24 protein-coding genes and 2 pseudogenes are annotated in these 24922 nt (G+C 71.0%); 5 read left to right on the forward strand and 21 right to left on the reverse strand.

The features are described from left to right. Positions 1-3 precede the first annotated feature (3 nt). Entirely contained in the window at positions 4-198 is a 195-nt protein-coding gene (locus ACFVXA_RS31715) for a hypothetical protein (RefSeq protein ID WP_362015002.1), read from the forward strand. A gap of 73 nt (positions 199-271) precedes the next feature. Here ACFVXA_RS31715 and ACFVXA_RS31720 read toward each other — a convergent pair whose 3' ends face one another. The 8 genes and pseudogenes from ACFVXA_RS31720 to ACFVXA_RS31755 form a co-directional block, all read right to left on the reverse strand. Beyond that, positions 272-1507, reverse strand: a complete 1236-nt coding sequence (locus tag ACFVXA_RS31720) for a phosphodiester glycosidase family protein (protein ID WP_390027965.1) — start codon at positions 1505-1507, stop codon at positions 272-274. Positions 1508-1582: 75 nt separating this feature from the next. Then, positions 1583-1939: a DUF779 domain-containing protein gene (locus tag ACFVXA_RS31725; RefSeq protein WP_390027968.1), complete on the reverse strand. Its 357-nt coding sequence runs from the start codon at positions 1937-1939 to the stop codon at positions 1583-1585. A 231-nt stretch (positions 1940-2170) separates the two neighbouring features. Further along, complete coding sequence (gene hypE / locus ACFVXA_RS31730) at positions 2171-3160, reverse strand: hydrogenase expression/formation protein HypE (RefSeq protein WP_383744405.1); 990 nt, start codon at positions 3158-3160, stop codon at positions 2171-2173. Positions 3161-3233: 73 nt separating this feature from the next. Then, positions 3234-4352 (reverse strand): hydrogenase formation protein HypD, encoded by a 1119-nt coding sequence (gene hypD / locus ACFVXA_RS31735; RefSeq protein WP_362015013.1) that lies wholly within the window; start codon positions 4350-4352, stop codon positions 3234-3236. A 212-nt stretch (positions 4353-4564) separates the two neighbouring features. Further along, positions 4565-4843, reverse strand: a pseudogene (locus ACFVXA_RS31740) (HypC/HybG/HupF family hydrogenase formation chaperone); the annotation flags it as partial. Positions 4844-4857: 14 nt separating this feature from the next. Next, complete coding sequence (gene hypF, locus ACFVXA_RS31745) at positions 4858-7266, reverse strand: carbamoyltransferase HypF (protein ID WP_390027970.1); 2409 nt, start codon at positions 7264-7266, stop codon at positions 4858-4860. Beyond that, positions 7263-8030, reverse strand: a complete 768-nt coding sequence (hypB, locus tag ACFVXA_RS31750) for a hydrogenase nickel incorporation protein HypB (protein ID WP_362015018.1) — start codon at positions 8028-8030, stop codon at positions 7263-7265. Before hypB ends, hypF begins: the two co-directional genes overlap by 4 nt. After that, complete coding sequence (locus ACFVXA_RS31755; RefSeq protein WP_383907550.1) at positions 8014-8445, reverse strand: hydrogenase maturation nickel metallochaperone HypA; 432 nt, start codon at positions 8443-8445, stop codon at positions 8014-8016. The genes hypB and ACFVXA_RS31755 overlap by 17 nt, the downstream gene beginning before the upstream one ends. An 82-nt stretch (positions 8446-8527) precedes the next feature. Here ACFVXA_RS31755 and ACFVXA_RS31760 point away from each other — a divergent pair, with 82 nt between their 5' ends. Next, a complete protein-coding gene (locus tag ACFVXA_RS31760) occupies positions 8528-8950 on the forward strand; it encodes a helix-turn-helix transcriptional regulator (protein ID WP_362015021.1) in 423 nt (140 codons plus the stop codon). Positions 8951-9142: 192 nt separating this feature from the next. Here the strand turns inward: ACFVXA_RS31760 and ACFVXA_RS31765 are convergent, their stop codons facing one another. The 8 genes and pseudogenes from ACFVXA_RS31765 to ACFVXA_RS31800 all read right to left on the reverse strand — a co-directional run bounded on the left by ACFVXA_RS31765 (position 9143) and on the right by ACFVXA_RS31800 (position 16615). After that, positions 9143-9247, reverse strand: a complete 105-nt coding sequence (locus ACFVXA_RS31765) for a DUF6893 family small protein (RefSeq protein WP_383744312.1) — start codon at positions 9245-9247, stop codon at positions 9143-9145. 54 nt (positions 9248-9301) lie between these two features. Continuing rightward, positions 9302-9844: a hydrogenase maturation protease gene (locus ACFVXA_RS31770; RefSeq protein WP_390027972.1), complete on the reverse strand. Its 543-nt coding sequence runs from the start codon at positions 9842-9844 to the stop codon at positions 9302-9304. Further along, on the reverse strand, positions 9841-11298 hold the full coding sequence (locus ACFVXA_RS31775) for a hypothetical protein (protein ID WP_389747203.1): 1458 nt from the start codon (positions 11296-11298) through the stop codon (positions 9841-9843). Before ACFVXA_RS31775 ends, ACFVXA_RS31770 begins: the two co-directional genes overlap by 4 nt. Position 11299: 1 nt before the next feature. Further along, positions 11300-11941: a DUF6084 family protein gene (locus tag ACFVXA_RS31780; protein WP_362015028.1), complete on the reverse strand. Its 642-nt coding sequence runs from the start codon at positions 11939-11941 to the stop codon at positions 11300-11302. A 197-nt stretch (positions 11942-12138) separates the two neighbouring features. Further along, a pseudogene (locus ACFVXA_RS31785) lies at positions 12139-12744 on the reverse strand (DUF5947 family protein); the annotation flags it as partial. Continuing rightward, a complete protein-coding gene (locus ACFVXA_RS31790) occupies positions 12741-13679 on the reverse strand; it encodes a NifU family protein (RefSeq protein WP_384020871.1) in 939 nt (312 codons plus the stop codon). The gene ACFVXA_RS31790 and the pseudogene ACFVXA_RS31785, both read right to left, overlap by 4 nt. A 23-nt stretch (positions 13680-13702) precedes the next feature. After that, the gene (locus tag ACFVXA_RS31795; RefSeq protein WP_362015034.1) at positions 13703-15484 is read right to left on the reverse strand and encodes a nickel-dependent hydrogenase large subunit; all 1782 of its coding nucleotides are present in this window, start codon (positions 15482-15484) and stop codon (positions 13703-13705) included. Positions 15485-15532: 48 nt separating this feature from the next. Further along, positions 15533-16615: a hydrogenase expression protein HypE gene (locus ACFVXA_RS31800; protein ID WP_362015037.1), complete on the reverse strand. Its 1083-nt coding sequence runs from the start codon at positions 16613-16615 to the stop codon at positions 15533-15535. A 407-nt stretch (positions 16616-17022) separates the two neighbouring features. Here ACFVXA_RS31800 and ACFVXA_RS31805 point away from each other — a divergent pair, with 407 nt between their 5' ends. Both ACFVXA_RS31805 and ACFVXA_RS31810 read left to right on the forward strand, forming a co-directional pair. Next, positions 17023-18099: a polyprenyl synthetase family protein gene (locus ACFVXA_RS31805; protein ID WP_389753084.1), complete on the forward strand. Its 1077-nt coding sequence runs from the start codon at positions 17023-17025 to the stop codon at positions 18097-18099. Between the two features lie 103 nt (positions 18100-18202). Next, the gene (locus tag ACFVXA_RS31810) at positions 18203-19291 is read left to right on the forward strand and encodes a polyprenyl synthetase family protein (protein WP_362015043.1); all 1089 of its coding nucleotides are present in this window, start codon (positions 18203-18205) and stop codon (positions 19289-19291) included. 55 nt (positions 19292-19346) lie between these two features. On the opposite strand, the gene ACFVXA_RS31815 is transcribed toward ACFVXA_RS31810, so the two are convergent. From ACFVXA_RS31815 to ACFVXA_RS31835, 5 genes are all read right to left on the reverse strand, one after another. Further along, entirely contained in the window at positions 19347-20618 is a 1272-nt protein-coding gene (locus ACFVXA_RS31815) for a wax ester/triacylglycerol synthase domain-containing protein (RefSeq protein WP_390027974.1), read from the reverse strand. A gap of 5 nt (positions 20619-20623) precedes the next feature. Further along, positions 20624-21184, reverse strand: coding sequence for a hypothetical protein (locus ACFVXA_RS31820; RefSeq protein ID WP_383907571.1), 561 nt, complete (start codon positions 21182-21184; stop codon positions 20624-20626). A 226-nt stretch (positions 21185-21410) separates the two neighbouring features. Beyond that, positions 21411-22229, reverse strand: a complete 819-nt coding sequence (locus tag ACFVXA_RS31825) for an ABC transporter permease (protein ID WP_384400281.1) — start codon at positions 22227-22229, stop codon at positions 21411-21413. Then, on the reverse strand, positions 22226-22867 hold the full coding sequence (locus ACFVXA_RS31830; RefSeq protein WP_384400355.1) for an ATP-binding cassette domain-containing protein: 642 nt from the start codon (positions 22865-22867) through the stop codon (positions 22226-22228). The genes ACFVXA_RS31825 and ACFVXA_RS31830 overlap by 4 nt, the downstream gene beginning before the upstream one ends. Before the next feature lie 212 nt (positions 22868-23079). Beyond that, positions 23080-23670 carry a TetR/AcrR family transcriptional regulator gene (locus ACFVXA_RS31835; protein ID WP_390027978.1) on the reverse strand — a complete coding sequence of 197 codons (591 nt, stop codon included), beginning with the start codon at positions 23668-23670 and terminating at the stop codon, positions 23080-23082. 154 nt (positions 23671-23824) lie between these two features. Here ACFVXA_RS31835 and ACFVXA_RS31840 point away from each other — a divergent pair, with 154 nt between their 5' ends. Further along, positions 23825-24844 carry an aldo/keto reductase gene (locus ACFVXA_RS31840; RefSeq protein ID WP_383744288.1) on the forward strand — a complete coding sequence of 340 codons (1020 nt, stop codon included), beginning with the start codon at positions 23825-23827 and terminating at the stop codon, positions 24842-24844. The last annotated feature ends 78 nt before the right edge of the window (positions 24845-24922 follow it).

Raw genomic sequence — 24922 nt, forward strand, 5'->3', positions numbered from 1 at the left:
ACGATGGCCATTTCCATCTCTGTGGTGCTGTTGCTCCTGATCCTGGCGGTGATCTTCCTGCGCAACGGCGGGCTGAAGTTCTCCCACGCCCTGGTCTGCGCCCTGCTCGGCTTCTATCTGGCCAGCACGAGCATGGCGCCGACCATCCACAGCGGGCTCACCGCGACGGCGGACATCGTGAGCAGCCTGCGGCCGTGACGGGGCCGGCCGTGGCGGGGCCGGCTGTGGCGGGACCGGCCGTGACGGGGACCGGCTGTGGCGGGTCGGCGCCTCACCCTCGGGAGAACACGCCGATGCCGTTCGGAACCGGGCGTTCGGCGCCCCCGCTCGGGTGGTTCAGGACACTGACGGTGTCCGCCCCCGGCTGCCGGGCGACCATCGTGGTGGAGCCTCCGCCGTCGAGGCTGAAGGCGTCCCGCGAGCCCAGCTGCCGCATGGTTGCCGTCACTTCGGCGATGGTGAGCCCGCTGCGGAACTCGGGAGCGCCGTCGAGGGCGAGGAGCAGCAGGCGGCGCCCGCCGTCCGAGAAGCCCACGGCGGTCCGTACGGCCGAGGTGGTGTTGTCCAGGCCGGGGAGCGGCTCGCCGTCGACGAGCATCGGATAGCCGCCGACCGCGAAGCGGTACGGGATCCCGCTGTCCTCGTTGACCAGCCGGTGCCGGACCGCCACACGCTCGCCCGCCGACAGCTTCCGCAACTGCTGGGCGCCCGCCTCGCGGCCCACCAGCACCGTCGTCCCGGGAGCGATGGCGCCGCTGCCGGGTGTGCCGGCCGCCGACACCACCCGTCCGTGCTCGACCGTCACCTCGTAGGTGTCGGTACTGCACGGCGCCGCCCGGTCGGTGTCCGTGCCACAGGTGGCCCGCAGCCGGGACACGCTGCCCCAGTCCGAGGTGAACGCGCCGATGGAACCCTCCGGCAGCGCGTACTGATTGAGGCCGCCGAGCGGCCACTTGCCCTCGTCGCTGCGTACGGAACCGTCGAGAGCCAGGCTGCCGAGGCGGGCCCTGCGGTCGACGCCCACACCGAGCACGTCCTCGGTGGTCGTACCCGGCGGCAGGGCGGGCCCGAAGCGCTGACCGTTCGGCACCGACGCCTTGAGCGTGTGCCCGCTCGCGATCGCCGGGCCCACGGTGGCGCCCGTCGCCTCGACGCCCGGATGCTGGGTCTCCGTGATGTTGAAGAAGTCGCCGTTGACCGCCGCGACGGCGTGCCGGGAGTCGGCCAGCCGGGAGACGGGCGCCCGGGACGCCACGGCTCCGGGATACAGCAGGTCGACCCGCACCCGGGGGTCCCGCAGATCGACGCTCAGCACATGTGCGTGCGCCACACCCTTGGCAGCCGGGATGTCTAACTCCGTGTAGTTGACGCCGGGGGCGATCTCCGTGCCCGCCGTGCCCTGCGCACCGCTGGCCGGTGCCGCCCCCAGCAGGGCGGCGCCGGCCAGCGCGCTCCACACCGTGACAACCGTCAGTGCCGTTCTGAAACGTCCGTTGCGACGCGTCACCGTACCCCCTGATGTCTCGTCAACTCTCCCAGGACTCAAGGGAAGTGCACCAGACGGCGGGGGCCGTGCGGGTGGCTAGGCGCCGACCACCCGCGAACGGATGAGAAAACGCACTCCTTCGGGTGCTTCGAGCGAGAAGCCGCTCCCGCGGCCCGGCACGACGTCGACGATCAGCCGGGTGTGGCTCCACAGCTCGTACTGACTTCTCGACATCCAGAACCTCACGGGTTCCTCGACGCCCTCGATCGCCAGCTCGGCGAGCAGCACATCGGATCCGCCGGTACGGAACTCGCCCTCCGGATAGCACATGGGCGCGCTGCCGTCGCAGCAGCCGCCGGACTGGTGGAACATCAGCGGTCCGTGCAGGGCACGCAGCCGCAGCACCAGCTCGGCGGCGGCGGGGGTCAGCTCCACACGCGGGACGACGTCCATCGGCTCTCCCCGTCGGGTCTCACGGATGAGGAGCCCCGCGGTGGGCGCGGGGCTCCGCTCAGCCGACCATCCCGGACGTTGCGAGAGCGTTGCGCAGGATCCGCACGGCGGCGCTCACGTGCCCGACGGGGAGAAGACCCGCCCGGGCCGACGTGAAAGAGGCCGGCCTCGTGGCGCCCGCTCGCTGCGGGACGTCACCGAGGCCGGCCTCGGGAGGGGGTGCGGTTGTCGTCAGCAGATGCGCGGCAGTTGCTCGCCGAGCGGCATGTCCACCACGCGGGTGCCACCGAGACCGGTGGCGGCGACCACCATGCCGGGATGGTCGGGGACGCACCGGCCGATCGCCACGGACTCCTTGCCCAGCGGGTGGGCGCGCATGGCCGCGAGCACGGCGTCGGCGTGCTCGGGCGGCACGAAGGCCACCAGCTTGCCCTCGTTGGCCACGTACAGCGGGTCGAGCCCGAGGAAGGCGCAGGCGTTGGCGACGGTGTCGGGAACGGGAAGGGAGCGCTCGTCGAGCGTGACGCCCACCCCCGCGGCCCCCGCGATCTCGTTGAGGGAGGTGGCCAGACCGCCCCGGGTCGGGTCGCGCAGCACATGGACGTCGGGACAGACCGCCAGCATGTCGGCGACCAGACCGGCCAGTGAGGCGGTGTCGCTCTGGATCTCGACGCCGAACTCCAGCCCCTCCCGCACACTCATGATCGCCACGCCGTGCACCCCGATCGGCCCGCTGACCAGCACCACGTCTCCGGGCGCCGCGCGCTGGGGGCGGATGTCGATCCCGTCCGGGATCAGGCCGATCCCGGCGGTGTTGATGAAGATGCCGTCGCCATGTCCCGCGTCGACGACCTTGGTGTCGCCGGTCGCGATCGTCACCCCGGCCGTCCGCGCCGCCTCACCGAGGGCGTCGGCGACCCGGCCCACCACGGAGAGCTCGATGCCCTCCTCCAGGATGAAGCCGCAGGAGAGGTAGGCGGGCACGGCCCCGACCATCGCGAGGTCGTTGACCGTCCCGTTGACGGCGAGGTCGCCGATGCTGCCGCCGGGGAAGAACAGCGGCCGTACGACGAAGGAGTCGGTGGAGAAGGCCAGCCTGGCGCCGCCCAGGTTCAGGTGCGCCGAGTCGCCGAGCTCGGCGAGCACCTCGCTGCCGAATGCCGGCGCGAACAGGTGCTCCACCAACTCGGCGGAGAGCGTGCCGCCACCGCCGTGCCCCATCACGATCCTGTCGTGGTCGCGCAGTGGCGCCGGACAGGTCCAGGAGGAGAAGTCGACGGGTGCCGAAGCGGAGTCAGACAACGCTGCTCGCCTCCTTGTTCGGGGCCTCCAGCCGCCGGTACAGGTAGTAGGCGGCGCACGCGCCCTCGCTGGAGACCATGGTGGCGCCCAGCGGATTGCGCGGTGTGCACTCCTTGCCGAACGCGGCGCACTCGTGCGGCTTGATGAGGCCTTGGAGCACCTCGCCGCTGCGGCACACGGACGACTCCTGCGTGTTGATGCCGGTCACCGAGAAGCGGTGTTCGGCGTCGTACTCGCGGTACTTCGGCGACAGGCGCCAGCCGCTCTGCGGAATCATGCCGATCCCGCGCCAGGCCCGGTCGGTCACCTCGAAGACGTCGGCCAGCATGGCCCGGGCCGCGGGGCTCCCTTCGGGCTGCACGGCGCGGGGATAGGCGTTCTCCACGGTGTGCTGCCCCGACTCCAGCTGCCGTACGGCGCGGCGGATGCCTTCCAGGATGTCGAGCGGCTCGAAGCCGGTCACCACGATCGGCACCCGGTGCCGCTCGGCGAGTTCGGGATACTCCGCGGTGCCCATGACCGTGCAGACATGGCCGGCGGCGAGGAACGCCTGGACCCGGCAGTCCGGCGAGTTCATGATCGCGTCGATGGCCGGGGGCACCTTGACGTGCGAGACCAGCAGGCTGAAGTTGGGGATGCCCAGCTTCTTGGCCTGGTAGACGGTCATCGCGTTCGGCGGCGCCGTGGTCTCGAAGCCGATGCCGAAGAACACGACCTGCCGGTCCGGGTTCTCCTGGGCGATCTTCAGCGCGTCCAGCGGGGAGTACACGACGCGGACGTCCGCCCCCTCGCTCTTGACCTTGAACAGGTCGCGCCCGCTGCCGGGCACGCGCAGCATGTCGCCGAAGGAGCAGAAGATCACGTCCGGGCGGGAGGCAATCTCCAGGGCCTTGTCGATGATCTCCAGGGGCGTCACACAGACCGGGCAGCCCGGCCCGTGGATCAGCTGGATCTCCTCGGGGAGGAGCTGGTCGATGCCGTGGCGGATGATCGAGTGCGTCTGACCGCCGCAGACCTCCATGATCGACCAGGGCTGGGTGGTGTTCGCCCGGATGTCGTCGAAGAGCCGCTTGGCGAGGACCGGGTCACTGAACTCGTCCAGGTACTTCATGACCGCGCCTCCTTGTCGGCACCGTCGGGAGAGGGCCCGTCGTGCGGGGAGCGGGCGCCGCTCGCGGGAGCGGGTCCGGCGCCCGGGATGTCGGCTCCGGCGCCGGGGTGTCGGGTTCCGGCGCCGGGGTGTCGGGTTCCGGCGCTCGGGGCTTGGGTACCGGCGCCGGGGGCCGGCGTTCCGGCGTCCGGGAGTCCGGTTCCGACGGGGCGTTCCGCGCCCGCGTCCCTGGCGGCCTTGCCCCAGGCGTCGCCGAACTCCTCCTCCAGCACCCCGAGGTTCTCGAAGAGCTCCAGGGTCTGCTTGGCCGACTCCTCGTCCAGCCGCTGCAACGCGAATCCGACATGGACGATGGCGTAGTCACCGACCTGCATGTCCGGCACGTATTCCAGACACACGTCCTTGACGACACCGCCGAAGTCCACCTTGGCCATCCGCGTCGCGTCGCGTTCCTCGATCTCCAGCACTCGGCCGGGTACGGCCAGACACATGACTCGCTCCTGCCTCACTCCTGCGCTCGGGCGGCGACGATCAGCTGTCCGAGGGCAAGACCGCCGTCATTGGGAGGGACCTTGTGGTGCCTCAGTACGGTGAAGCCGTCCCGCTCCAGGACCGCACAGCAGCCCTCGGTCAGCAGGACGTTGCAGAACACCCCGCCGCTCAGGGCGACCGTGCGGATGCCGGTGCGTTCTCGTGCCACCGCGCACACCTCCTGGACCAGGGCGACCACGGCCCGGTGGAACCGACGGGCCACCGGCCCGGCCGCGACCCCGTCACGGACATCCGCGACGGCGGCGGCCAGGACTGGCGCGGGATCAGCGATCAGCGGCGCCGCCGGGTCCTGAGGGACCGCTTTCAGCATGAACCGGTACGCGTCGTTCCGCTCGTCGTCGATGAGCGCACCGGACGTGCCGGCCGACGCACCCCCGCCGGTCGAGCCGGCAGGTGTATCGGACAAGTCGTCCAGCGCCGCGTTCTCCAGCTCCATCGCCGCCTGCGCCTCGTACTCCACCCGGTGACAGACGCCCGCCAGCGAGGACACCGCGTCGAACAGGCGCCCCATGCTGGACGTGGGCACGCAGTTCAGCCGCCGCTCCAGCTGCCGTTGCAGCAGCCGGCGCTCCTCCGGGGTGGCGACCGCGGCGCACGGCAGCTCGTCCGACCAGGGCAGTCCGGCGGCCCACAGGTGGGACAGGGCCATTCGGTACGGGTTGCGTACGGCCGCGTCGCCGCCCGGCAGCGGCACATAGCCCAAGTGGGCGAACCGGCGGTACCCGTCGTAGTCGGCGAGCAGCACCTCGCCGCCCCACACGGCACCGTCGTCGCCGTATCCCGTTCCGTCGAAGGCGACCCCGATCACCGGCTCGGATCCGTCCAGGCCGTGCTCGGCCATGGCGGAGGCGACATGGGCGTGATGGTGCTGGACCTGCCGCAGCTGCAGCCCACGGGCCCCCGCGGCGCGCCGCGCCCACTGGGTGGAGCGGTAGCCGGGGTGCCGGTCGGCGACCAGCAGGCGGGGGGTGACGGAGGTGAGGTCCGTCAGATGTGTGGTGGCCCGCTCGAAGGCGGTCAGGGTGGCCAGATCGTCCATGTCCCCGACATGCGCGGAGAGCCAGGCGTAGCGGCCGTCACCGGCGCAGAAGGTGTTCTTGAGGTCGCCGCCCACGGCCAGCGCCGGGACCACCGGCACCGGCAGCGCGATGGGGAACGGGGCGTAACCACGGGAGCGGCGGACCGGAAGCTCGGCTCCGGCGCAGATCCGTACGACCGAGTCGTCGCAGGGCACATGGATCGGGCGGTCGTGGGCGAGCCAGGCGTCGGCCAGGCCGTCCAGTCGGCTCAGTGCCTCGGCGTCGTCGGTGACGATGGGCTCGCCCGACCGGTTTCCGCTGGTCATGACGAGGACGGCCGGGCCCGGGGGATCACCGGGCAGGCCGAGCAGCAGCCGGTGCAGCGGTGTGTACGGGAGCATGATCCCGAGGTCGGGGCTGCCGGGCGCGACACCCGCCGCCACCTCCGCGGTCGCGGGCCTGCGCCGCCGCAGCAGGACGACCGGCTTGCGCGGCCCCAGCAGCAACTCCCGTTCCGCCGCGCCGACGTGGGCCAGGCGCCGCACGGTCTCCAGCGAGTCGGCCAGCACCGCGAAGGGCTTGTCGCCCCGGTTCTTGCGCTTGCGCAGCGTCCGGACGGCCGCGGGGTCGCTCGCGTCGCACGCCAGGTGGTAGCCGCCGAGCCCCTTCACCGCGACCAGGGCGCCCTCGGCCAGCATCCGGCGGGCCTCGGCCAAGGCTTCCGCGCCGTGCAGTTCCGCGGCATCGGCGGGCCCGGTGCGCAGCGTGAGCCGGGGACCGCAGGCGGGGCAGGCGATGGGCTGGGCGTGGAAGCGCCGGTCGGCGGGGTCGGTGTACTCGCGGGCGCAGTCGGCGCACATCGGGAAGCCGGCCATGGTGGTCTTGTCCCGGTCGTACGGCAGCGCGGTGACGATGGTGAACCGGGGCCCGCAGTGCGTGCAGGTGATGAACGGGTGCCGGTACCGCCGGTCGGCGGGGTCCGCGAGTTCGCCGAGACACGCGTCGCAGGTGGCCGTGTCCGGGGAGACCAGCGTGCGGCCCGGGCCGCCGGAGGAGGGGCGAATGGTGAAAACCGAGCCGTCGTTCTCCAGGGGCAGGGCACGGTGCTCGACCGACTCGACGACCGCGAGCGGCGGTGGCCGGGTCGCGAGGCGCGCACAGAACTCCGCGACGTCGTCGGCCGGGCCCTCGACCTCGGCGTCGACGCCCTGCGCGTTGTTGGTGACCCACCCGGTCAGGCCGAGTTCCTCGGCGAGGGTGTAGACGAAGGGCCGGAAGCCGACTCCCTGGACGACACCCCTGACGGTGATGTGCCTGCGCTCGCGCCGCGGATTCCGTTTCACCGTACGGGCTCCTGCCGGTGCTGGTGTCCCTCGTGGTCACCATGGCCGTTCTCGTGGCTGTGCAGGTACTGCTCGTGCTGACGTGCCAGCACGGGCGTATGCGTCTCGTCCCCGGCGGCGCAGCGCAGGATGTGGGCCAGCAGCGCGTCGACGCCCTCGCCGGTCCGGGCGGAGGTCTCCAGGACGGGCACTTCGGGGTTGACCTGCTGGACACCGCGCAGGAACGTCTCCCGGTCGAAGCCGACGGCGTCCGCGATGTCGGTCTTGGTGACCACGACCAGATGCGCGAGTCCGAAGGCCGCCGGGTACTTGACCGGCTTGTCCTCGCCCTCGGTCACCGATGCGAGCGCGATGCGCAGGGTCTCGCCGAGATCGTAGGAGGCGGGGCAGACGAGATTGCCGACGTTCTCGACGAACAGCAGCCGGGTGCCCTCGGGCAGCCAGCCCTCGAGCCGCCGCTGGAGCATGCCCGCCTCCAGGTGGCAGAGCCCGTCGGTGAGGATCTGCTGCACCGGGGCGCCGGACCGGGCGAGCCGGGTGGCGTCGTTCTCGGTGGCCAGATCCGCGGTGACGGCGGCGGCCGGGGTGCCGGCCGCGACGGCCCGGGTCAGCAGCAGTTCGAGCAGGGCCGTCTTGCCACTGCCGGGGCTGGAGAGCAGATTCACGGCCACCGTGCCGCGTTCACCCAGATAGCCCCGCAGGGCCAGAGCGTTTTCGTCGTTCTTGGCGAGGACGGCCTGATGCAGGTCAACGGTGCGGCACATGACTCGTCTCCTCGTCGTGCGTGGGGCGCCCGGCGGGGGCGGCCGGTGTGCCGCCGTGCGGGTTCCCGTCGTCCAGAACCACACGGACGATCTCCAGCTCCCGGCCGCCGAGCAGGGTCAACGTGCTCCCGCAGTCGGCGCACCACAGAACGGGAGGCATCCCGGTCGGCGCCTCGCGGCCACAGCCGTCGCAGCGCGCCCGTGCCTCAACAGTCTCGATCAGCAGTCGGGCCCCCGCCAGCGCGGTGCCCTCGGCCGCCAGCCCGAACGAGAAGTCCAGGGCCTCGGGCACCACACCCGCGAGCCGGCCGATCCGCAGGGTCAGCGACTCGACCGCGTGGCCCTGCCCGCCCACGGCCTCCTCGACCTGTTCGACGACCGCCACGGCGATGGACAGTTCATGCACGTCCGTCACCCCCTGCTCCGGCCGAGCGGTCGCGCGACCACGATCCGCTCGAATGTGTGGGCGGCGCAGCGCTGGCTACTCTGAGAGAACGATGAACGGGCACGAGGCCGAGCGGCGCGCTCTGCTCACCCCGGTGCTGCTCCTGCTCCTGGCCGAGCGTCAAGGTCATGGCTATGAGCTGGTGCAACGCCTGGGCGCGTTCGGCTGCGCGGACGCCGACCCGGCGCATGTGTACCGGCTGCTGCGGGGCATGGAGAGCAGCGGCGAGGTCTCCTCGCACTGGCACGCCTCGGCGAGCGGCCCCGCGCGCCGTGTCTACGCGATCACCCCGCAGGGCGCGATGGACCTCGCGCTGTGGTTCGTGCGGCTGGGAGAGCTGCACAGCACCCTCCATCTCTTCCTCGAGCGGTATGTGCAGCTCGAGGACGTCGGTGGCGGTGAGGGGCACGACGGCGACGGCCCGGCGGCCGAGGCCCGTAGGCCGGATCACCTGCCGCGCCGTATGCGCGGGTAGGCGTCCGGACTCAGGCCGCGGGTCCGCTACGAGCCCTTCGCCGCAATCCGCGACCCCGGCCGCCGCATCCGCGGTGGTGCGGACCACGCTCCGCGCCGAAAGCGCGGGCGGTCCGGGTCACCACACTTCGCGTCGAAAGCGCGGGGCGGTCCGGATCACCACACTCCGCGCCGAAAGCGCGGCCGGTCCGGATCACATGCGCCGCATCCGCAGGTAGCGGCGGATGTCCGACAGGTTCCTGGCGACTCCGTAGACCACCACGAGGCCGGCGGCGACGCCCACCCATGTCCATTCCATCCTTGCCTCCATCGATGTCAGCTCCTCTGGGGTACGGCGGTGCCGCGGGCGTTCTCAACTCCTCTGGGGTACGGCGGTGCCGCGGCGCACCAGGGCGAGTACCAGGTCGACGGCGCCCGCCACGGCCTCGGTCACGGCGGGGGTCAGGCCCATGCCCTCGTCCGTGGCGCGCGGTTCGCAGCCGATCACGTACACCTCCTCGGGGAGGGTGCCGCCCGCCCCGGCGTGCAGGTCGTGCAGCAGCGCCAGAACGGTGGCGGGGTCCATGGCGTGGGTGTCCAGCGGCCCGGGCTCGGGCCGTTCCACGGGTGGCTGCGGGCCGACGTCGATGGTGTAGAGCGTGCCGGGCGGGCCTCCGCGGCTGACGATGTCCACGAGCACGAGGGTGTGGTAGCCCTCCAGCAGCCGATAGGCGAGGTGCACCCCGCGGATACCGGCGTCCATGAGCTCGACGCCCGGCGGCAGTTCCGCGGCGCGGTCGGCCAGACGCAGGACCGTCTCCACGCCGAACCCGTCGTCCTGGAGGAACACGTTGCCGATCCCGGCGACGAGCACGCGGCGAGGTACATCCCGCTCGGCCGGGGCACCTTCGGTCATGGCGCCTCCTTCAGCGGGGCCACCTCGTCGGGCTTGAAGTACAGGAAACGGCCCTGTGCCCGGCGTACGTCGGTGCCCGGATCGTCGTCCACGACCACCGCGAGGTGCGTCTCGCCGTCGAGGTCGCCGACCACGGCCTCGACCGTGGCATGCCGGCCGAAGAGGAAGGCGTCCTGTGCGTCGGAGCGGCGCGCCCCGGGCCTGAGCAGGACCCTGCTTCCGGCCCGCACGGCCTCGCCGTCGATGACGACGGTGGCCGGCACCTCCTCGGCCTCGGGATCCTGCGCCGGATCCCACCAGGGGTGTCCCGGTCCTTCCGGCAGGCTCAGCCCGGGCTCCGGCGCCGTCGGCCCCGTGCCCGCGACCTGGGCGGCCGCGCGATCCCTGCTCATGACGTCGTCGTCCCCGGTGACCTCGCGCAGCCCGCGGATCGCCCCGTGCAGCCGCTCCCTCACGGCCTCCGGCATGCTGTCGACCAGGTCGACGACCTCGGCGGCGCGCGCGTCCGTGCCGCGCGCCTCGCGCTTCTCCCGCTCGGTGAGCGCGGCCGTGCGCAAGGAGAGGATCTCGTCGATCTCGGTGGCGTCGTAGAGCGGTCCGGGGCTCTCGTCCGCGAGAGCGGGGTGGTCCTCCAGGATGATCGGCGAGGACAGCATGATGTCCACCGCGCCGGGCGGCCCCGCCAGCACCGGCCAGGTGTGGTCGTTCCGGCAGGACGCGACGGCCGGCCGGGCCCACTCCGGCGGGTCGGTCATCGACAGGAACCGTCCGCCGGGCACGCCGAGCAGCAGATGGGTGCCGATCATGCTGTGGGCGAGGGCCGCGTCACGGCTCGTACCGGCGTCGGCGGTGTCGGCGGTGGTGTTGTGCACGCTCACCGTGAGCCGCAACACCCGGTAGGGCCCGGGCAGTTCCTCGACGTGCGGTCGCAGTTCCCCGGACAGCCGGTGCCTGCGCCGTACCAGCCGCCCCAGGGTCCGGCCCTCGGTGTCCGTCACCGGCTCGTACTCGGTGGCGGCCGGCAGGTCGAACCGCACGGCGCGGTCCGCTGCCTGATCCTCCGTCAGCTCGGCGAGCGGGGCGTGGATGAGGACGCGTTCCTCGTGCCCCTCGTCCCAGGGCACGAGCACCCGGTCGGGCAGCTCCAGCTCGGGCACCTCCGTATAGGCGCCGTCCGCCCCGAGCCGTTCGACCGTACGCCGCCGGACGTGCAGGAAGCGCAGCTCGGCGTGGAGCCGGTCGCCGCCGCGCGGCTCCAGCAGACACTCGGTGCGCTGGACGGCGTGCTCGCCGCCGGTGGCGGTCCAGGCGGGGGGCACCAGGACACCGAACTGCCAGCGCATCTGGTTCTTGGCGGACGAGGCACGGTAGGGGTACAGGACGTATCCCTCGAAGAGCACGGCGTCGGCCACCGCGCGGGCCTGCTCGAAGCCGTCCTCCAGCGGATTCCTCATCTCAGTCGCCCCCCTTCGCGTCGGCGGTGGCGAGGAGTTCCTCGAAGACCTGCTCCCAGGACGGCAGGGCGCGGGAGGAGCGATAGCGCCGCAGCGCCTCCAGCACGTCCTGGCGGATCCGCAGCCAGCCCGTGTTGGGGAAGTATTCCTCGATCATGCTCCGCCACACGGCCACCGGCATCAGGTACGACGTCTCCTTGTGCCAGGGGACGGGCTCGGCCCGGAAGCCGCTCCGGCCGGTGAACACCGTGCCGGAGAAGAGCATGAGCAGGGGCACTTCGCCACGGGAGAGGGCCCGGAAGTACGAAGCGGACGCGACCTCCGTGTCGTAGGTGCAGGGGACCGGAAGGTCGACCTGGGTGGTGCCGGTGAACCCCGGGACGGTGATGGAGGAGTGGGCGAACTGCAGGGGTTTGAGGGTGCTGCTCCAGCGGCTCGGTTCGCCGAACAGATCGCCCAGCATGCCCACTTCCTCCGGCTCGTACTGGCGCTGGGCGGGCTCGATCCGGATCTGGCAGCGCAGGGCGAGCGCGTGCACCGGCTGGTGATCGGCCTCCTCGATGCGCAGCCCGAACAGCAGGGTGGGCCCGGCGCCGAACGGCTCGGGACGCACACCGGTGCAGGTGAAGTGGAGGTCGGTCACGACGCGCCCCCGGATTCCGCCGGGGCCACGGAGGACTCGGAGGTCCCGGATTCCGAGGGGGCCGTGGAGGCCAGGGAGGTGGTCGGCCCGGAGTCCGAGGGAGCCATGGAGGCCAGGGAGGTGGTCCCGGAGTCCGTGGGGGCCACTGAGGACTCGGCGGTGCCCGAGTCCGCGGGGGAGGCCTGGGGCCGGGTGTCCAGGGGGCGGGCCGCCGCCGTGACCTTCCGGAAGAACTCGGCGATGTCCGCGCGTGCCTCGGCGCCGCCGTCGAAGCCCTTCCAGTGCATCCGCATACGGCCGACCAGTTCGTAGCAGACGTCGACCGGGACGAGGGTGCAGGTCACGGGGTCGCCGCGCTCGTAGTGCAGCAGCAGCGCCTCCACGTCGGGTTCGAGCAGCTCGGTGAGGCGGGTGCGCCCAAGGACCGCGTCCCAGGTCGCCGGATCGAGCTCGCTCTCGGTCGCGCCGGCCGGGCTGGGGTAGAACGCCGCGAGCCGGTCGAGCGCGGAGTTGCGGAAGAAGAAGGCGAGCCCGACGGGAATCTGCAGCCGGCTCCAGTCGGACTCGTCGAGGTCGAACCCGGGGTCGGTGAGATACCGGTCAGGGACGGCACGGAAGCGGCCCGCCCCGGCGCCGGGCCGGGTGAAGAGCAGGTGGCACGGCGGGCAGGCGCATTTGAGGGACCGCCGGGAGGTGTCGACGAGATGCCGGTGCTCGGCGGGCAGCGGCTCCCCGCACAGGTCGCACCGCTCTCCCGCGGGCGGCGGCCGCCGGGTGAACTGCTTGAGCACATCGGCGGTCATGGCCCCGCCCCCAGCAGCTCGCCGGGCAGCGCCACCCGCACCGATCCGTCCTCCTCCAGAAGCGGCACGGGCTCCAGATGGCCCCGGTCGCCCCGACCCGCCCGGTGGACGTCGAACTCGGCGGCGCACCCGGCGCAGCGCAGCAGTTCGCCGTCGAGGGCCGCGGCGGCGAGGCTCGCGCCGCAGGCCGGGCAGCGGTCCCGATAGGCGTACAGGTGACCCGGCAGGCGTACGAGCAGCAGGGGTTGCCCGGCGACGTCGGTGACACCGGTGGCCCGGTCGCGCGCGGGCAACGCGTGCGGGCCCACGATGTACCAGCGCGCCGGGTCGCCGGGCCCCGCGGATGCCTGGGGTCCGGATGCGGCCGGGCCGCCCGGAGCGTCGTCCGGGCGATGCGGCAGGATCTGCAACAGCGGTTGTTCCTGGGGCTGTTGCTGGGTGTCCTCGGCCATTCCCTCGACCTCGATGTGGGCCACCTCGGGGGCGATCCGGGCGACCGCCTCCTCGATGGTCCAGCGCACGGTCTGGGTGGAGGAGGGGCAGCCGTCGCAGCTGCCGCGCAGCTTGAGCCGCAGCGTCGGGCCCTGCGCCGCCTCCATGTCGAGCTCGGTGACCTCGACGTCGCCGGCGTGCGAGCCGAGGTAGGGGCGGACCTTGTCGAGCGCCCGGCCCACCCGGGTGACGGTGTCCTCGGGGTGCAGATCGTGCAGGATCAGCAGATCGCTGACGAGTTCGTCGGCGGTGAGCACGGCGAGCGGATCCGCGCCGTCCGGGGCGGAGCGCAGCAGCCGTACGGTCCGGGCCAGGCCCTCGCCGTAGAACTCCACCAGGCACCGCACGAGTTCGTCCGCCGTGTCGCGCGCCTCGGGTCCCGCCTGCCGCGCCAGTGCGTCGAGCAGGGCGGCGATGCGCTCGCCCGTGTCCTGTCCGGCCATCGACAAGCCCCTCTCTGAAGGATTCAGCCCGCCAGTCCGCTCAGCCCCGTCGGCATATGGGTCTGCTGGATGGTCCGGCCGCCGCCGACGTACATGTGCACGCCGCACGGCAGACACGGGTCGAAGCTGCGGACGGTCCGCATGATGTCGATGCCCTTGAAGTTCTCGGGCGGGTTCTCCTCGAAGATGGGGGTGTTCTGCACCGCGTCCTCGTACGGGCCCGGTGTGCCGTAGGAGTCCCGGACGCTGGCGTTCCACGGTGTCGGCGGATACGGGTGGTAGTTCGCGATCTTGCCGTCCCTGATCACCATGTGGTGGGAGAGCACGCCACGGACCGCCTCGGTGAAGCCGCAGCCGATCGACTCGTCCGGCACGTCGAACTTCTCCCAGGTCTGGGTGTGTCCGGCGCGTACCTCCTCCATCGCCTGCTCGGCGAAGTGGAGGGCCGCGGCGGCCGCGTACGCCTGGAAGTACGTCCGGGCCCGGTTGCGCTCGATGGCGTTGCTCCACTGCGGGATCTGCCACTCCAACGACATTTCCGGCTTGGTCATCGTGCGCGGCAGGTTGATCTGCACGCTGTGCCCGGTGGCCTTGATGTAGCCGATGTCGACCAGTCCGGACAGGGCCGTCGACCACAGCCGGGCGATCGGGCCGCCGCCGGTGTCGAGGGCGAGGTAGTCGGTGCCGTCGAACCAGCGCGGCGACATGACCCAGCTGTACTTGTCGTCGAAGTCGCGCTTCTGCGGAGCGGGGATCGTGTGCTGGTTCCACGGGTGCCGGTCGTCGACCGGGTTGCCGAGCGGGTCCCGTTCGACGAACTTCTCCATGCCCGCCCAGTCCTGGTAGTAGGAGCTGCCGAGCAGGATGCGGATGCCGAGGTTGATGTCGATGAGGCTGTTGGTGACCAGCTTGCCGTCCACGATGACGCCCGGGGTGACGAACATCCGCCGGCCCCAGTCCTCCATGTCGGCGTACTGGAAGTTGCAGTACTCGGGGTCGTTCAGCGCGCCCCAACACCCCAGCAGCACGCGGCGCTTGCCGACTTCCTCGTACCCGGGCAGTGCCTCGTAGAAGAAGTCGAAGAGGTCGTCGTGGAGCGGGACGACGCGCTTCATGAACTCCACGTAGCGGGTGAGCCGGGTCAGGTAGTCGGTGAACAGCTGGATGGTCGCGACCGTGCCGACGCCTCCGGGGTAGAGCGTGGAGGGATGCACATGGCGGCCCTCCATCAGGCAGAACATCTCGCGCGTGTAGCGGCTCACCTGGAGCGCCTCGCGGTAGAACTCGCCCTCCAGCGGGTTGAGCGAGCGCATGATGTCGGCGATGGTGCGGTAGCCGTGGTCGCCGGCGTGCGGTGCCTCCGTACGCTCGGCGAGTTCCAGCACTCCCGGGTTGGTCTCGCGGACCATCCGCTCGCAGTAGTCCACTCCGACCAGGTTCTCCTGGAAGATGTTGTGGTCGAACATGTACTCCGCGGCCTCGCCGAGGTTGATGATCCACTCGCCGAGGTGCGGGGGTGCCACGCCGTACGCCATGTTCTGCGCGTACACCGAGCAGGTGGCGTGGTTGTCACCGCAGATCCCGCAGATCCGGCTGGTGATGAAGTGCGCGTCGCGCGGATCCTTGCCCCGCATGAACACGCTGTAGCCGCGGAAGACGGACGAGGTGCTGTAGCACTCCGCGACGCGCTTCGCGGCGAAGTCGATCTTCGTGTGGATGCCGAGGCTGCCCACGATGCGGGTGATCGGGTCCCACGACATCTCCGTGAGGCCGTCACCGGCCGGCTTGTTCGTCGCCGTCGCCATGGTGCCGCGCCGCCTTCCTGTCGAGTGTCTGCTCAGCGGGGCCCGTGCTCACCACGGGGCCTTGTAGCCGGTCGTGAGCTTCTCGCCCTTGCCGCGCCACTTCGGTTCCTTGTCGACGGTCTTCGCGGTGTAGTGCCGCAGCCGTCGGATGACCGTGCCGTACATACCGCTCGCCGTCGCGGAGATGTGCCCGCCGGGCGGCTCGTCCATGAACGGCATGAACTTGTCGGGGAAGCCCGGCATGGTGCAGGCGATGCAGATGCCGCCCACGTTCGGGCAGCCGCCCACCCCGTTGATCCAGCCGCGCTTGGGCACGTTGCACTTGACCACCGGACCCCAGCACCCGAGCTTCACCAGGCACTGCGGGGATCCGTACTCCTCGGCGAACTGCCCCTGCTCGTAGTAGCCGGCCCGGTCGCAGCCCTCGTGCACCGTGGCGCCGAACAGCCAGGTCGGCCGCAGCTCCTCGTCGAGCGGGATCATGGGAGCGGCGCCCGCCGCCTGGTAGAGCAGGTACAGCAGGGTCTCGGAGGCGTTGTCGGGGTGGACCGGGCAGCCCGGGATGCACACGATCGGGATGCCCGCCTTGGACTTCCACTCCCAGCCCAGATAGTCCGGGACGCCCATCGCGCCGGTCGGGTTGCCCGCCATCGCGTGGATACCGCCGTACGTCGCACACGTCCCGATGGCGACCACGGCCAAGGCCTTGGGGGTGAGCCGGTCCAGCCACTCACTGGTGGTGATCGGCTGACCCGTCTCCGGATCGTCCCCGAAACCGCACCAGTAGCCCTCGGCCTTGACCCGTTCGTTCGGAATGGAGCCCTCGATGACCAGCACGAAGGGCTCCAGCTCGCCGCGATCGGCCTTGAAGAACCACTCGACGAAATTGTCGGCGCCCTGCACGGGGCCGCACTCGAAGTCGATCAAGGGCCAGTGGACCGCGACCTTGGGCAGTCCCGGCAAGGCGCCCAGCGCCAGTTCCTCGATACTCGGCTGGGTCGCGGCGGTCAGCGCCACTGAGTCCCCGTCGCAGCTCAGCCCCGCGTTGATCCAGAGAATGTGTACGGTCGGATCGTCCTGTGCGTCGTGCTGCGGGGCGATGTCCTCCGCCGTGGCGGTCGGGGCGTCCATGAGCCCTCCTAGGGATCAGCTCATTACAGGCAATGACGAGATAACGGCGATTACTCGTATAGATGCGCGGATAGGCATCTCAACGTGATGACAGGCATCATTGGGCGATTACACGCACCACTGGCCAAAATGCCTCTCTCATGGTTACCGCCCCCACCGGTCACCGGTAAGTGCGAAGCGGCCCTATCGCTTCGGTGCACTACCGCTGCGGGGTCCGTGGCTTCCTGCGCACTGGAGCCGTGATCAGGGGGGATCTTGGTCGTTGAGGGGGCATGGAGACCGAACGGGTTGCCCGGCGTCATGACAGTGCCTCAGCGGGCAGGCCGCCGCTGCCGCGGGAACCTGCCGGGTCCGGTTCTCCTCGGGCCATGGAACTCGGGCCCGACCATCACCCAAGAGGCGCGCCTATGGCGTCCATGGGCATCGAGGTCGTCCAGGAGATCGACCTGCGGGCGGTGCGGGAACAGGTCGATGCTGTGCTGGAGGACTTCCTCGTCGGCAAGGGCCGGGCGGCGGCAGGCCGGAGGCATCCACCGGAGGTGGTGGAGACCTTGCTGGACTTTCTGGCCGCAGGCGGCAAACGCATCCGGGCTCTGCTGTGTGTGGTGGGCTGGCACGCCGCGGGCGGCGGCGAGGACACGGCGTCCGTCGTGCGGGTGGCGGCGTCACTGGAGCTGTTCGTGGCGTTCGCCCTCATCCACGACGACATCATGGACGACTCGGTCAGCCGCCGGGGGCACCCGGCTGTCCATCGAGCCCTGCGGGAACGCCTCGGGCCGTCACCGCGTGCGGAGCGGCTCGGTGCGGGCGGTGCCCTCCTGATCGGCAATCTCGCCTTGATCTGGGCGCAGGAGCTGCTGCACACCGCGCAGCTGGATCCGGAGCGGCGTCGGGTCGTACACGGGCTGTACGACGCGATGCTGGAGGAGGTGATGTACGGGCAGTACCTGGACGTGATGGGCACCGGCCCGGGCGACGATGTCGAGGCGGCTCTGCGGATCGTGCGCTACAAGACCGCCACGGCGACGGTCGAACGTCCCTTGCAGTTGGGGGCCGCGGTCGCCGGGGCGGACACGGCCACTCTGGATCTCTGTACGACGCTGGGCCTGCCGCTGGGGGAGGCGTTCCAGATCAGGGACGACCTGCTGGACGTCTTCGGCAGCGCGGACGGTGCGTGCGCGCCGGGTCTCGGGGACCTGCGCGAGGGCAAGCGGACGGTTCTGCTGGCCCTGGGCCTGCAGGCAGCCACCCCGCCCCAGCGCCGGCGCCTGCATGACCTGGTGGGGCGCGCCGATCTGGACGAAGACGGAGGCGCCGAGGTACGGGCGCTCCTGGAGGCGACCGCGGCGCGGGAGCGAACGGAGCACATGATCGCCTCCCGCTACGAGCAGGTTCTGCGGGTCCTGGACACGGCCGGATTGCCGCCGGCCGCCTCCGGGGCTCTGCGCGGCCTTGCCGTCACGGCCACCCGGTACACCGCCTGAGCCCGGCCGCTCCTTCCGTGAGCGGGCACCGGCCGCCACCCCGAAGCGCCACGCACCCGATGTCTGCGAGTGTGTCCCAAACCCTCTCGAACAGGAGACCGTTGTGACCGATACTGCCGTCCTCACCCAGCAGATCCGGGCGCGCCTCGTCGGATACGAGCACCGGTTCGCCGCCCTCTTCGAGGAGTACTTCCAGGGTTTGAGCGGGGCCGTCGACGCGCCGTCGTTCAGCCGCTTCACCCCGGAGTGCCTGGGCCTGCTGCGGGATCTGTCCCTGCGCGGCGGCAAGCGCATGCGGGTGGCGCTGTTGTTCGAGGCGGCCCGCCTGGTGACCGACGAGCCGGTCGAAGGACTGGACGCTGCCGCGCTGAGCATCGAACTGCTGCAGACGCACGCCCTGGTCCACGACGACATCATCGACGACAGTCCCACCCGCCGGGGCGGCCCTTCCACGTACTACGCCTACCGCGAGAAGTTCCCCCGGAACCCGCAGGCCGCGCTCGGCCTCACCTTGCTGGCGGGTGACCTGGCGCTCGCCCTGTCCCTGCAGGTGCTTCTCAACTCCGAGGCGTCCCTCGCGGTGCGCCAGGCCATGGTCGAGGTGCAGACGCGGGCGGCCTCGGCCACCTTCGTGGGTCAGATCATCGACATGGAGCGGGACTTCGCCACCAGCCCGGGCGAAGAAGTGCTGCACCACGTCGCCGAATACAAGAGCGCCCGCTACTCGGTGCTGGCACCGATGCAACTGGGGCTGCTCGCCGCGGGCGAGCAGCCCGCGCCTTTCGAGCCGGAACTGCGCCGCTACGCCCGGCTGGTCGGGATCTCCGCGCAGATGCGCGACGACTACCTGGACCTTTTCGGCGACGCGGAGACCATGGGCAAGCCCACGGGCACCGACATCCGTGACGGGCGGCGCAACTACACGGTGCACGCCATCCTTGCGGCGGCCACCGACTCTGAACGCGCCCTGGTGGAATCCGCGCTCGACAACGGTGTGTGCACCCCGCAGACCATCGCCGCGGTACGAGAGATCGGACACAGCTGCGGGGCGGAGCGGAAGCTGCGGGCGGACATGCGGCGCTACGCGGACCTGGCCGCTGCCGAAGCTGCCGGCTGGCGGTCGCGGTGGCGGGAGGAAGCGGTCGCCTTCTTCGAGTACTTGCCGCTGTGGGGTGTGGAGCGGGCCTTGTGAACACCGCGTGAGGAGGCCGCGGCGGCCCTTGGCAGGCGCGGCCGCGGCCCGCTCCTCAGTCCGCGGCCGCCTCGGCCGTGGTGGACATCTCGTCAAGGGCCTGTCGCCAGCGTGCGGGAAGGCTTTCGCCGCCGAGGAGGGCTTCGTCGATGCGGAAGCACACGCTCGCCGTCTCTCCATAGACGAGCAGGGCCACCGCCATCGGCGCTCCCGGTGGGCAGCACATGAGGGGATACATGCGGTCCACCTCCGCGTCGCCGTAGTGAAGACGGTGACGCATCACGAGGTAGGAAGCGGCGAGGGTGAGCCGGCCCGGGGCGGTGCTCAGCGCCACGAGACGCTGGAAGGCCCGCGTCGGGAGGCGGGTGAGAGCCGCGCGGAGTACCGCCTTGTGCTCGGCGGACTTCAGGACGGTGGTGACGGCGCGGGTGTGCGCCAGCCGCTGGCCCAGGGACCTGGCTCCGCCCAGGAGGTCGAGGCGGATCAGAAACAGCCGGTTCCCGGGCACTGCCACCTCGTCGGCGGTGCGCAGGTTGATGGGGACCATGACGGGGATGTGGGCACCGGCGGCGCGCGGCCACGCGGTATTCCCCCATCCCTCGATGGCATGGGCCAGGGCGGTGAGGTAGACGTCGTTGGTGCTGGCGTCGGCATTGCGGGCCGCCGTCCGCAGCCATGCCGCGGGGGCTTGGGTCCACAGGGTATGGCGGCGGCTGGACAGCGGCCGGTCCGGCGAGCTCCACAGGTGGTGCTTGCCGAAGTACCGCAGCAGCATCCTGGTGCTGCGGACGACTTGCCGGAGCCGGGGCCGGGGCGCGTGGGGGACTCCGCGTGCCACGGTGGCCGAACGCTCGGCCGGTACAGGCGTCCCGAACAGGGCCTCCAGCACCGCGATGATGTTCCCGCCGTCCTGCACCGAGTGGTGGGTCAGGTAGAGGAGGGCGAATCCGTCGGGGGCATGTCCGTGCAGCAGAACCAGGCGCCAGGCCGGTACTCCTTCGGGCCAGGGTTCCCGCGCCAGTTCGCGCACCGCGGCGTCGAGAGCTTCCGGGCCGGCCGCCAGGTGCTGTGCTCGGAGGTGGTGCTCCATGTCCGGGGCGGCGTGCGCCCACCGCGCCGCCGGTCCGTCGCCGGACAGGATGTGCGACATGCACGGAAGGCCGGCCAGGCGGGCCGCCACGTGCTGTCGCAGGTCCGCCAGGTCGGGCACGGCGCCGGTCAGATGCAGCACCGCTCCGATGGTGGACGCGGCGTCCGGGTGTTCCGCGCGCCGTTCGACGTCACGCATGAAGAGGTCGGCGGGACTGGGAGCAAGGAACGTGCGCATGTACGTCACCTCAGAAGACCGAAGAGGGGGCCGGCGACTCCCGCGCCCACGAGTACGCCGACCGTCACCTGGGCAGCGGTGTGGCAGCGCAGTCTGACCCGTGACCAGCCGATCAGGACGACGAGTGGGGCCAGCGCCAGCGCCCCTGTCCCGTACACGGCCGAGAGGACGGTGACTGCGCCCGCGGCGACGGCGGAGTGGACCGACACCTTCCACCAGAAGGTGATCAGCAGCAGAACCAGCAGCACGGCGAGCATCGCTGCCACCAGGGCCCGCACGGTGCCGGGAGCTCCGAGTGCGTAGAGCAGCGCGGTGCCGGCGGTCACGCAGGCCAGGACGAGGGGTCCGGCCACGAGACGGTCCTGCCTTCGCCGTACGTGCCGGTCGCCCCAGTAATTGCGGCGCTCGCCCAGTCCCAGGATCACGCTGGGCAGCACGCTGGTGAACACAGCCGCGAGCAAGCCCCAGCAGGCGCCGGTGAGGCCGCCCGCGTGCCGGCCCAGCAGCGGGGCCAGGAGCAGCATCCAGTTCCTCGGCTCGAAGCCGACGCTGATGAACCGGGCCAAGCGGGTCTCACTCCGGGCCGGAACGCCGGTGGCCCGAAGCCGACCGGGACCAGTGGTGGAGGATTCTCGCGCTGCCGTCGCGGCCCTCGCCGCAACCGCAACCTTCTGCTCGGACACTGCGGAGCCCCTGCCATCACGATTCCGAACACTTGCGGACGGAACGTCCACCCCCACAACGACACCGAACAGAGCTGGTCACGCGGCCACCGGGATGCGCCGGGTCTCCTCACCGCGTCAGGGTGGTCTCCGCGACGCCCGGTGCCGACACCTCTGCCGTCCGGGAGGCGGAGCGGTGCGTGCGGGTGCGTACGGCGAAGGCGGTCATGCCCAACGTGGCCGTCCCCAGGGCCCACCCCGCACTCAGCAGCAGGCAGCTGAAGGGCACCACATGAAGTCCGGCGGCCGCGACGGAGGTCTGCATCGCCCCGTACGCCGGCAGGTAGCGCACGACGGCACTGTCCGCGTTCGGGTTGATCAGCGGGTTCTGCAGCAGCAGATCGATGGAACTGATCATGATGGCCAGGAACATGCCGGCCAGCTCACTGTGCAGCACAGCCGCAAGCACGATGCCGATGCCGCCGTAGATCAGGGCGCCGGTGAACATCCCCGCGGCGAACACCACCGGTTGCGCCGGCCGCCAGAACAGGTGCACCCACGCGGTGGCGTAGACGGCGACCGCTGCCGCCACCAGGACGAGCGTGGCGCACTTCGCCAGGCCCAGACACGAGCGCGGGAACCCGGCCTGCACCAGGCGCCGGTCGAACAGCGCGGAGCGGGCCGTCGCGACGAACATCATGAACCCCACGACCAGGGTGAGCGCCTGCAATGCCCCGGAGACCTGGGTCAGCACGTTGCCGTCCATGACCACGAAGCGGCCGACCGGACGGAGGTGGAACCGCAACTCGGTTCGGGCCACCACCTCGAAGGCCAGAGCCGTCCACAGTGGCACGAACAGGACCACGATGAGCAGGGCCAGCCGGTTGCGGGCCTGCTCCACGAGCGTGAACCGCAGCGCCGTACCGAAGCAGGACCACCAGCGTTTCACGACACCACTCCGATCGCGCTGTCCCGCTCGGCCTCCCGCAGCGTCCCTGCTTCCAGGCGGTACAGGGTGTCCAGACGGGCCGCGTCGTAGGCGAGGTGGGAGACCACCAGCACCGCGCAGCCCCGGTCGCGCAGACCCGCTGCCAGGTCCCAGAACCGCAGGTAGGTCTCCCAGTCGAAGCCCTGATACGGCTCGTCCAGGAGCAGTACCTGCGGATCGTGCATCAGGGCCAGGACCAGGTTGAGTTTCTGCCGGGTGCCGCCGCTGAGCGCCTCCAGCCGCTCACCGCGGTAGCCGCGGCAGTTCAGCTGATCCAGCAGCGCGAACGCCCTGTCCAGGTTCTCCAGGCCGTAGGCCGCCTGGAAGAACCGCAGATGCTGCTCGACCGTGAACGCGCCGTGCAGCACCGTCTCCTGCGGGCAACTTCCCACCACCCCGCGGCGCTCCACCGCGCCGCTGTCGGCCGCGAGGTCACCCATCAGGATCCGCACCAGGGTGCTCTTGCCGGCGCCGTTCTCACCCACGACGCCCACCAATTGCCCCGGGAACAGGTCCAGCGACACGCCCCGCAGCACCGAGCGGCGGCGATAGCCCTTGCGCACATCCCGGATACGCAGAACCGGGCCGCCCACCGCCACGCCCGCGCCACTCCGGTCCGGGGCAGCTCGGCCACGCTGATCAGTCACGTACACCACGCATGCTCGGTCCGCTCGATCGCCGTCACAATCCCGTCCCGCCCCGGATGAAGCCGACGTGATCACCAACGACACATGTGGGTACAGGTGACGGGGGTTTCGGGGGCAGTCTGGCTGCGCTGCGGCCGGCCTGCATCTGCCGCCCGGCCCATGGGTCAGTGCGGTCTGTGGAGTCCTGCGATGAGGAGTTCGACCAGTCGACGTGCGTCGTAGCGGGGGTCGGTGTCCGCGCCGATGCAGAGGTTCCCGACGCCCCGCATGAGTTCGTAGGCGTCCATGTCGGATCGAATCTCGCCGGCATCGGCGGCGGCTTCGAGCAGTTGGGCGCAGACGGGTACGAGGCGGTCGAGGAAGTAGGCGTGGAGCGTGTCGAAGCCGGTGTTGTCGGACTGCAGCACGGCGGCGAGTCCGTGCTTGGTGACCAGGAAGTCGACGAAGAGGTTGATCCATTGCCCCAGTGCGGCGTGGGGAGTCGCGCTGGTCGCCAGCAGGGCCGGACCGGCCTCGGCGCAGGCGTCGACCTGGTGCCGGTAGACGGCGATGATGAGATCCGCCCGAGTCGGGAAGTGGCGGTAGATCGTGCCGAGCCCGACGCCGGCCCTGGCCGCGATGTCGCGTACCGGCGCTTCCACGCCCGAGGTGACGAAGACCGCGGCGGCCGCGTCGAGCAGGGTTTCCTTGTTGCGCCGGGCGTCCTTGCGCTTGGACTGGGCCGCGTGCCCCGCGCCCGCGTCGCTGTCGTTCACCGCGCCGCTCCCTCCGTTGCCTGGCTTGCTAACCGGAACAGTGTTCCGTATCGTTCCGGAACGAGGTTCCGTTTGCTCATGATGTCAGAGCAGGGACCCGGCAGCCACGCCACGCATTGCCACCACGCTTCATCCGCAACGGAGGAACACGGTCATGCAGCACCGCACCTTGGGCCGCACCGGTGTGCAGGTCAGCTCCCTCGCGCTCGGCGCGATGAACTTCGGCAAGATCGGACGCACCACCCAGGACGAGGTCACCGCCGTCGTCGACGCCGCTCTCGAGGGCGGGATCAACCTCATCGACACCGCCGACGTGTACAGCGGTGGTGAGTCGGAGGAGATGGTCGGCAAAGCCATCGCCGGCCGCCGCGACGACATCGTGCTGGCCACGAAGGCGAGCATGCCCATGGGCGACGAGCGCAACCACCGGGGTAGCTCGCGCCGCTGGCTGGTCACCGAGCTGGACAACAGCCTGCGCCGTCTCGGTGTCGACCACGTCGATCTCTACCAGATCCACCGGTGGGACCCGAGCACCGGCGACGAGGAGACCCTGTCGGCGTTGACCGACCTGCAACGCGCGGGAAAGATCCGCTACTTCGGGTCCTCGACCTTTCCCGCCTACCGCATCGTGCAAGCCCAGTGGGCTGCCCGCGAGTATCACCTGAGCCGCTACGTCACCGAACAGCCCAGCTACTCGATCCTGCAGCGTGGGATCGAGAGCCAAGTGCTGCCCGTGGCTGAGGAGTACGGGCTCGGTGTGCTGGTGTGGAGCCCGCTGGCCTCGGGCTGGCTGTCGGGCGCGATCCGCGAGGGCCGGGACATCACCACCAGCCGCTCGACGTTCATGCCGGAACGCTTCGACACCGCCATCCCCTCCAACCGGGCCAGGCTCGACGCCGTCGAGCGGTTGGCCAAGGTCGCCGACGAGGCCGGCCTGACCATGATCCAGCTCGCGCTCGGATTCGTGACCGCGCATCCCGCCGTGACCAGCGCGCTCATCGGCCCTCGCACGCTGGACCACCTGCACGCGCAACTCGCCGCCGCCGACACCGTGCTCTCCGCCGACGTGCTCGACGCGATCGACGCGATCGTCGCCCCCGGCACCGACCTGGCCGCGCACGAGAAGCACGACACTCCGCCCGCGCTGCTCGACCCTTCACTGCGGCGCCGCTGATCGTCCGAGCCTCCACATCCTCACCCGCAGCTCCCGACTCCGCGGGAATCGCGCGGGTGCCCGGCGAGAAACTGTTTC

The sequence above is a fragment of the Streptomyces sp. NPDC058246 genome (assembly GCF_042881985.1).
GTDB lineage: Bacteria > Actinomycetota > Actinomycetes > Streptomycetales > Streptomycetaceae > Streptomyces.

Coding starts and splice junctions, on each gene's coding strand:
- ACFVXA_RS31715 (WP_362015002.1), top strand. CDS start 4: ATGGCCATTTCCATCTCTGTGGTGCTGTTGCTCCTGATCCTGGCGGTG.
- ACFVXA_RS31725 (WP_390027968.1), bottom strand. CDS start 1,939: ATGGACGTCGTCCCGCGTGTGGAGCTGACCCCCGCCGCCGCCGAGCTG.
- hypE (WP_383744405.1), bottom strand. CDS start 3,160: ATGGGGCACGGCGGTGGCGGCACGCTCTCCGCCGAGTTGGTGGAGCAC.
- hypD (WP_362015013.1), bottom strand. CDS start 4,352: ATGAAGTACCTGGACGAGTTCAGTGACCCGGTCCTCGCCAAGCGGCTC.
- hypB (WP_362015018.1), bottom strand. CDS start 8,030: ATGTGCCGCACCGTTGACCTGCATCAGGCCGTCCTCGCCAAGAACGAC.
- ACFVXA_RS31760 (WP_362015021.1), top strand. CDS start 8,528: ATGAACGGGCACGAGGCCGAGCGGCGCGCTCTGCTCACCCCGGTGCTG.
- ACFVXA_RS31765 (WP_383744312.1), bottom strand. CDS start 9,247: ATGGAATGGACATGGGTGGGCGTCGCCGCCGGCCTCGTGGTGGTCTAC.
- ACFVXA_RS31770 (WP_390027972.1), bottom strand. CDS start 9,844: ATGACCGAAGGTGCCCCGGCCGAGCGGGATGTACCTCGCCGCGTGCTC.
- ACFVXA_RS31775 (WP_389747203.1), bottom strand. CDS start 11,298: ATGAGGAATCCGCTGGAGGACGGCTTCGAGCAGGCCCGCGCGGTGGCC.
- ACFVXA_RS31790 (WP_384020871.1), bottom strand. CDS start 13,679: ATGGCCGGACAGGACACGGGCGAGCGCATCGCCGCCCTGCTCGACGCA.
- ACFVXA_RS31795 (WP_362015034.1), bottom strand. CDS start 15,484: ATGGCGACGGCGACGAACAAGCCGGCCGGTGACGGCCTCACGGAGATG.
- ACFVXA_RS31800 (WP_362015037.1), bottom strand. CDS start 16,615: ATGGACGCCCCGACCGCCACGGCGGAGGACATCGCCCCGCAGCACGAC.
- ACFVXA_RS31805 (WP_389753084.1), top strand. CDS start 17,023: ATGGCGTCCATGGGCATCGAGGTCGTCCAGGAGATCGACCTGCGGGCG.
- ACFVXA_RS31815 (WP_390027974.1), bottom strand. CDS start 20,618: ATGCGCACGTTCCTTGCTCCCAGTCCCGCCGACCTCTTCATGCGTGAC.
- ACFVXA_RS31840 (WP_383744288.1), top strand. CDS start 23,825: ATGCAGCACCGCACCTTGGGCCGCACCGGTGTGCAGGTCAGCTCCCTC.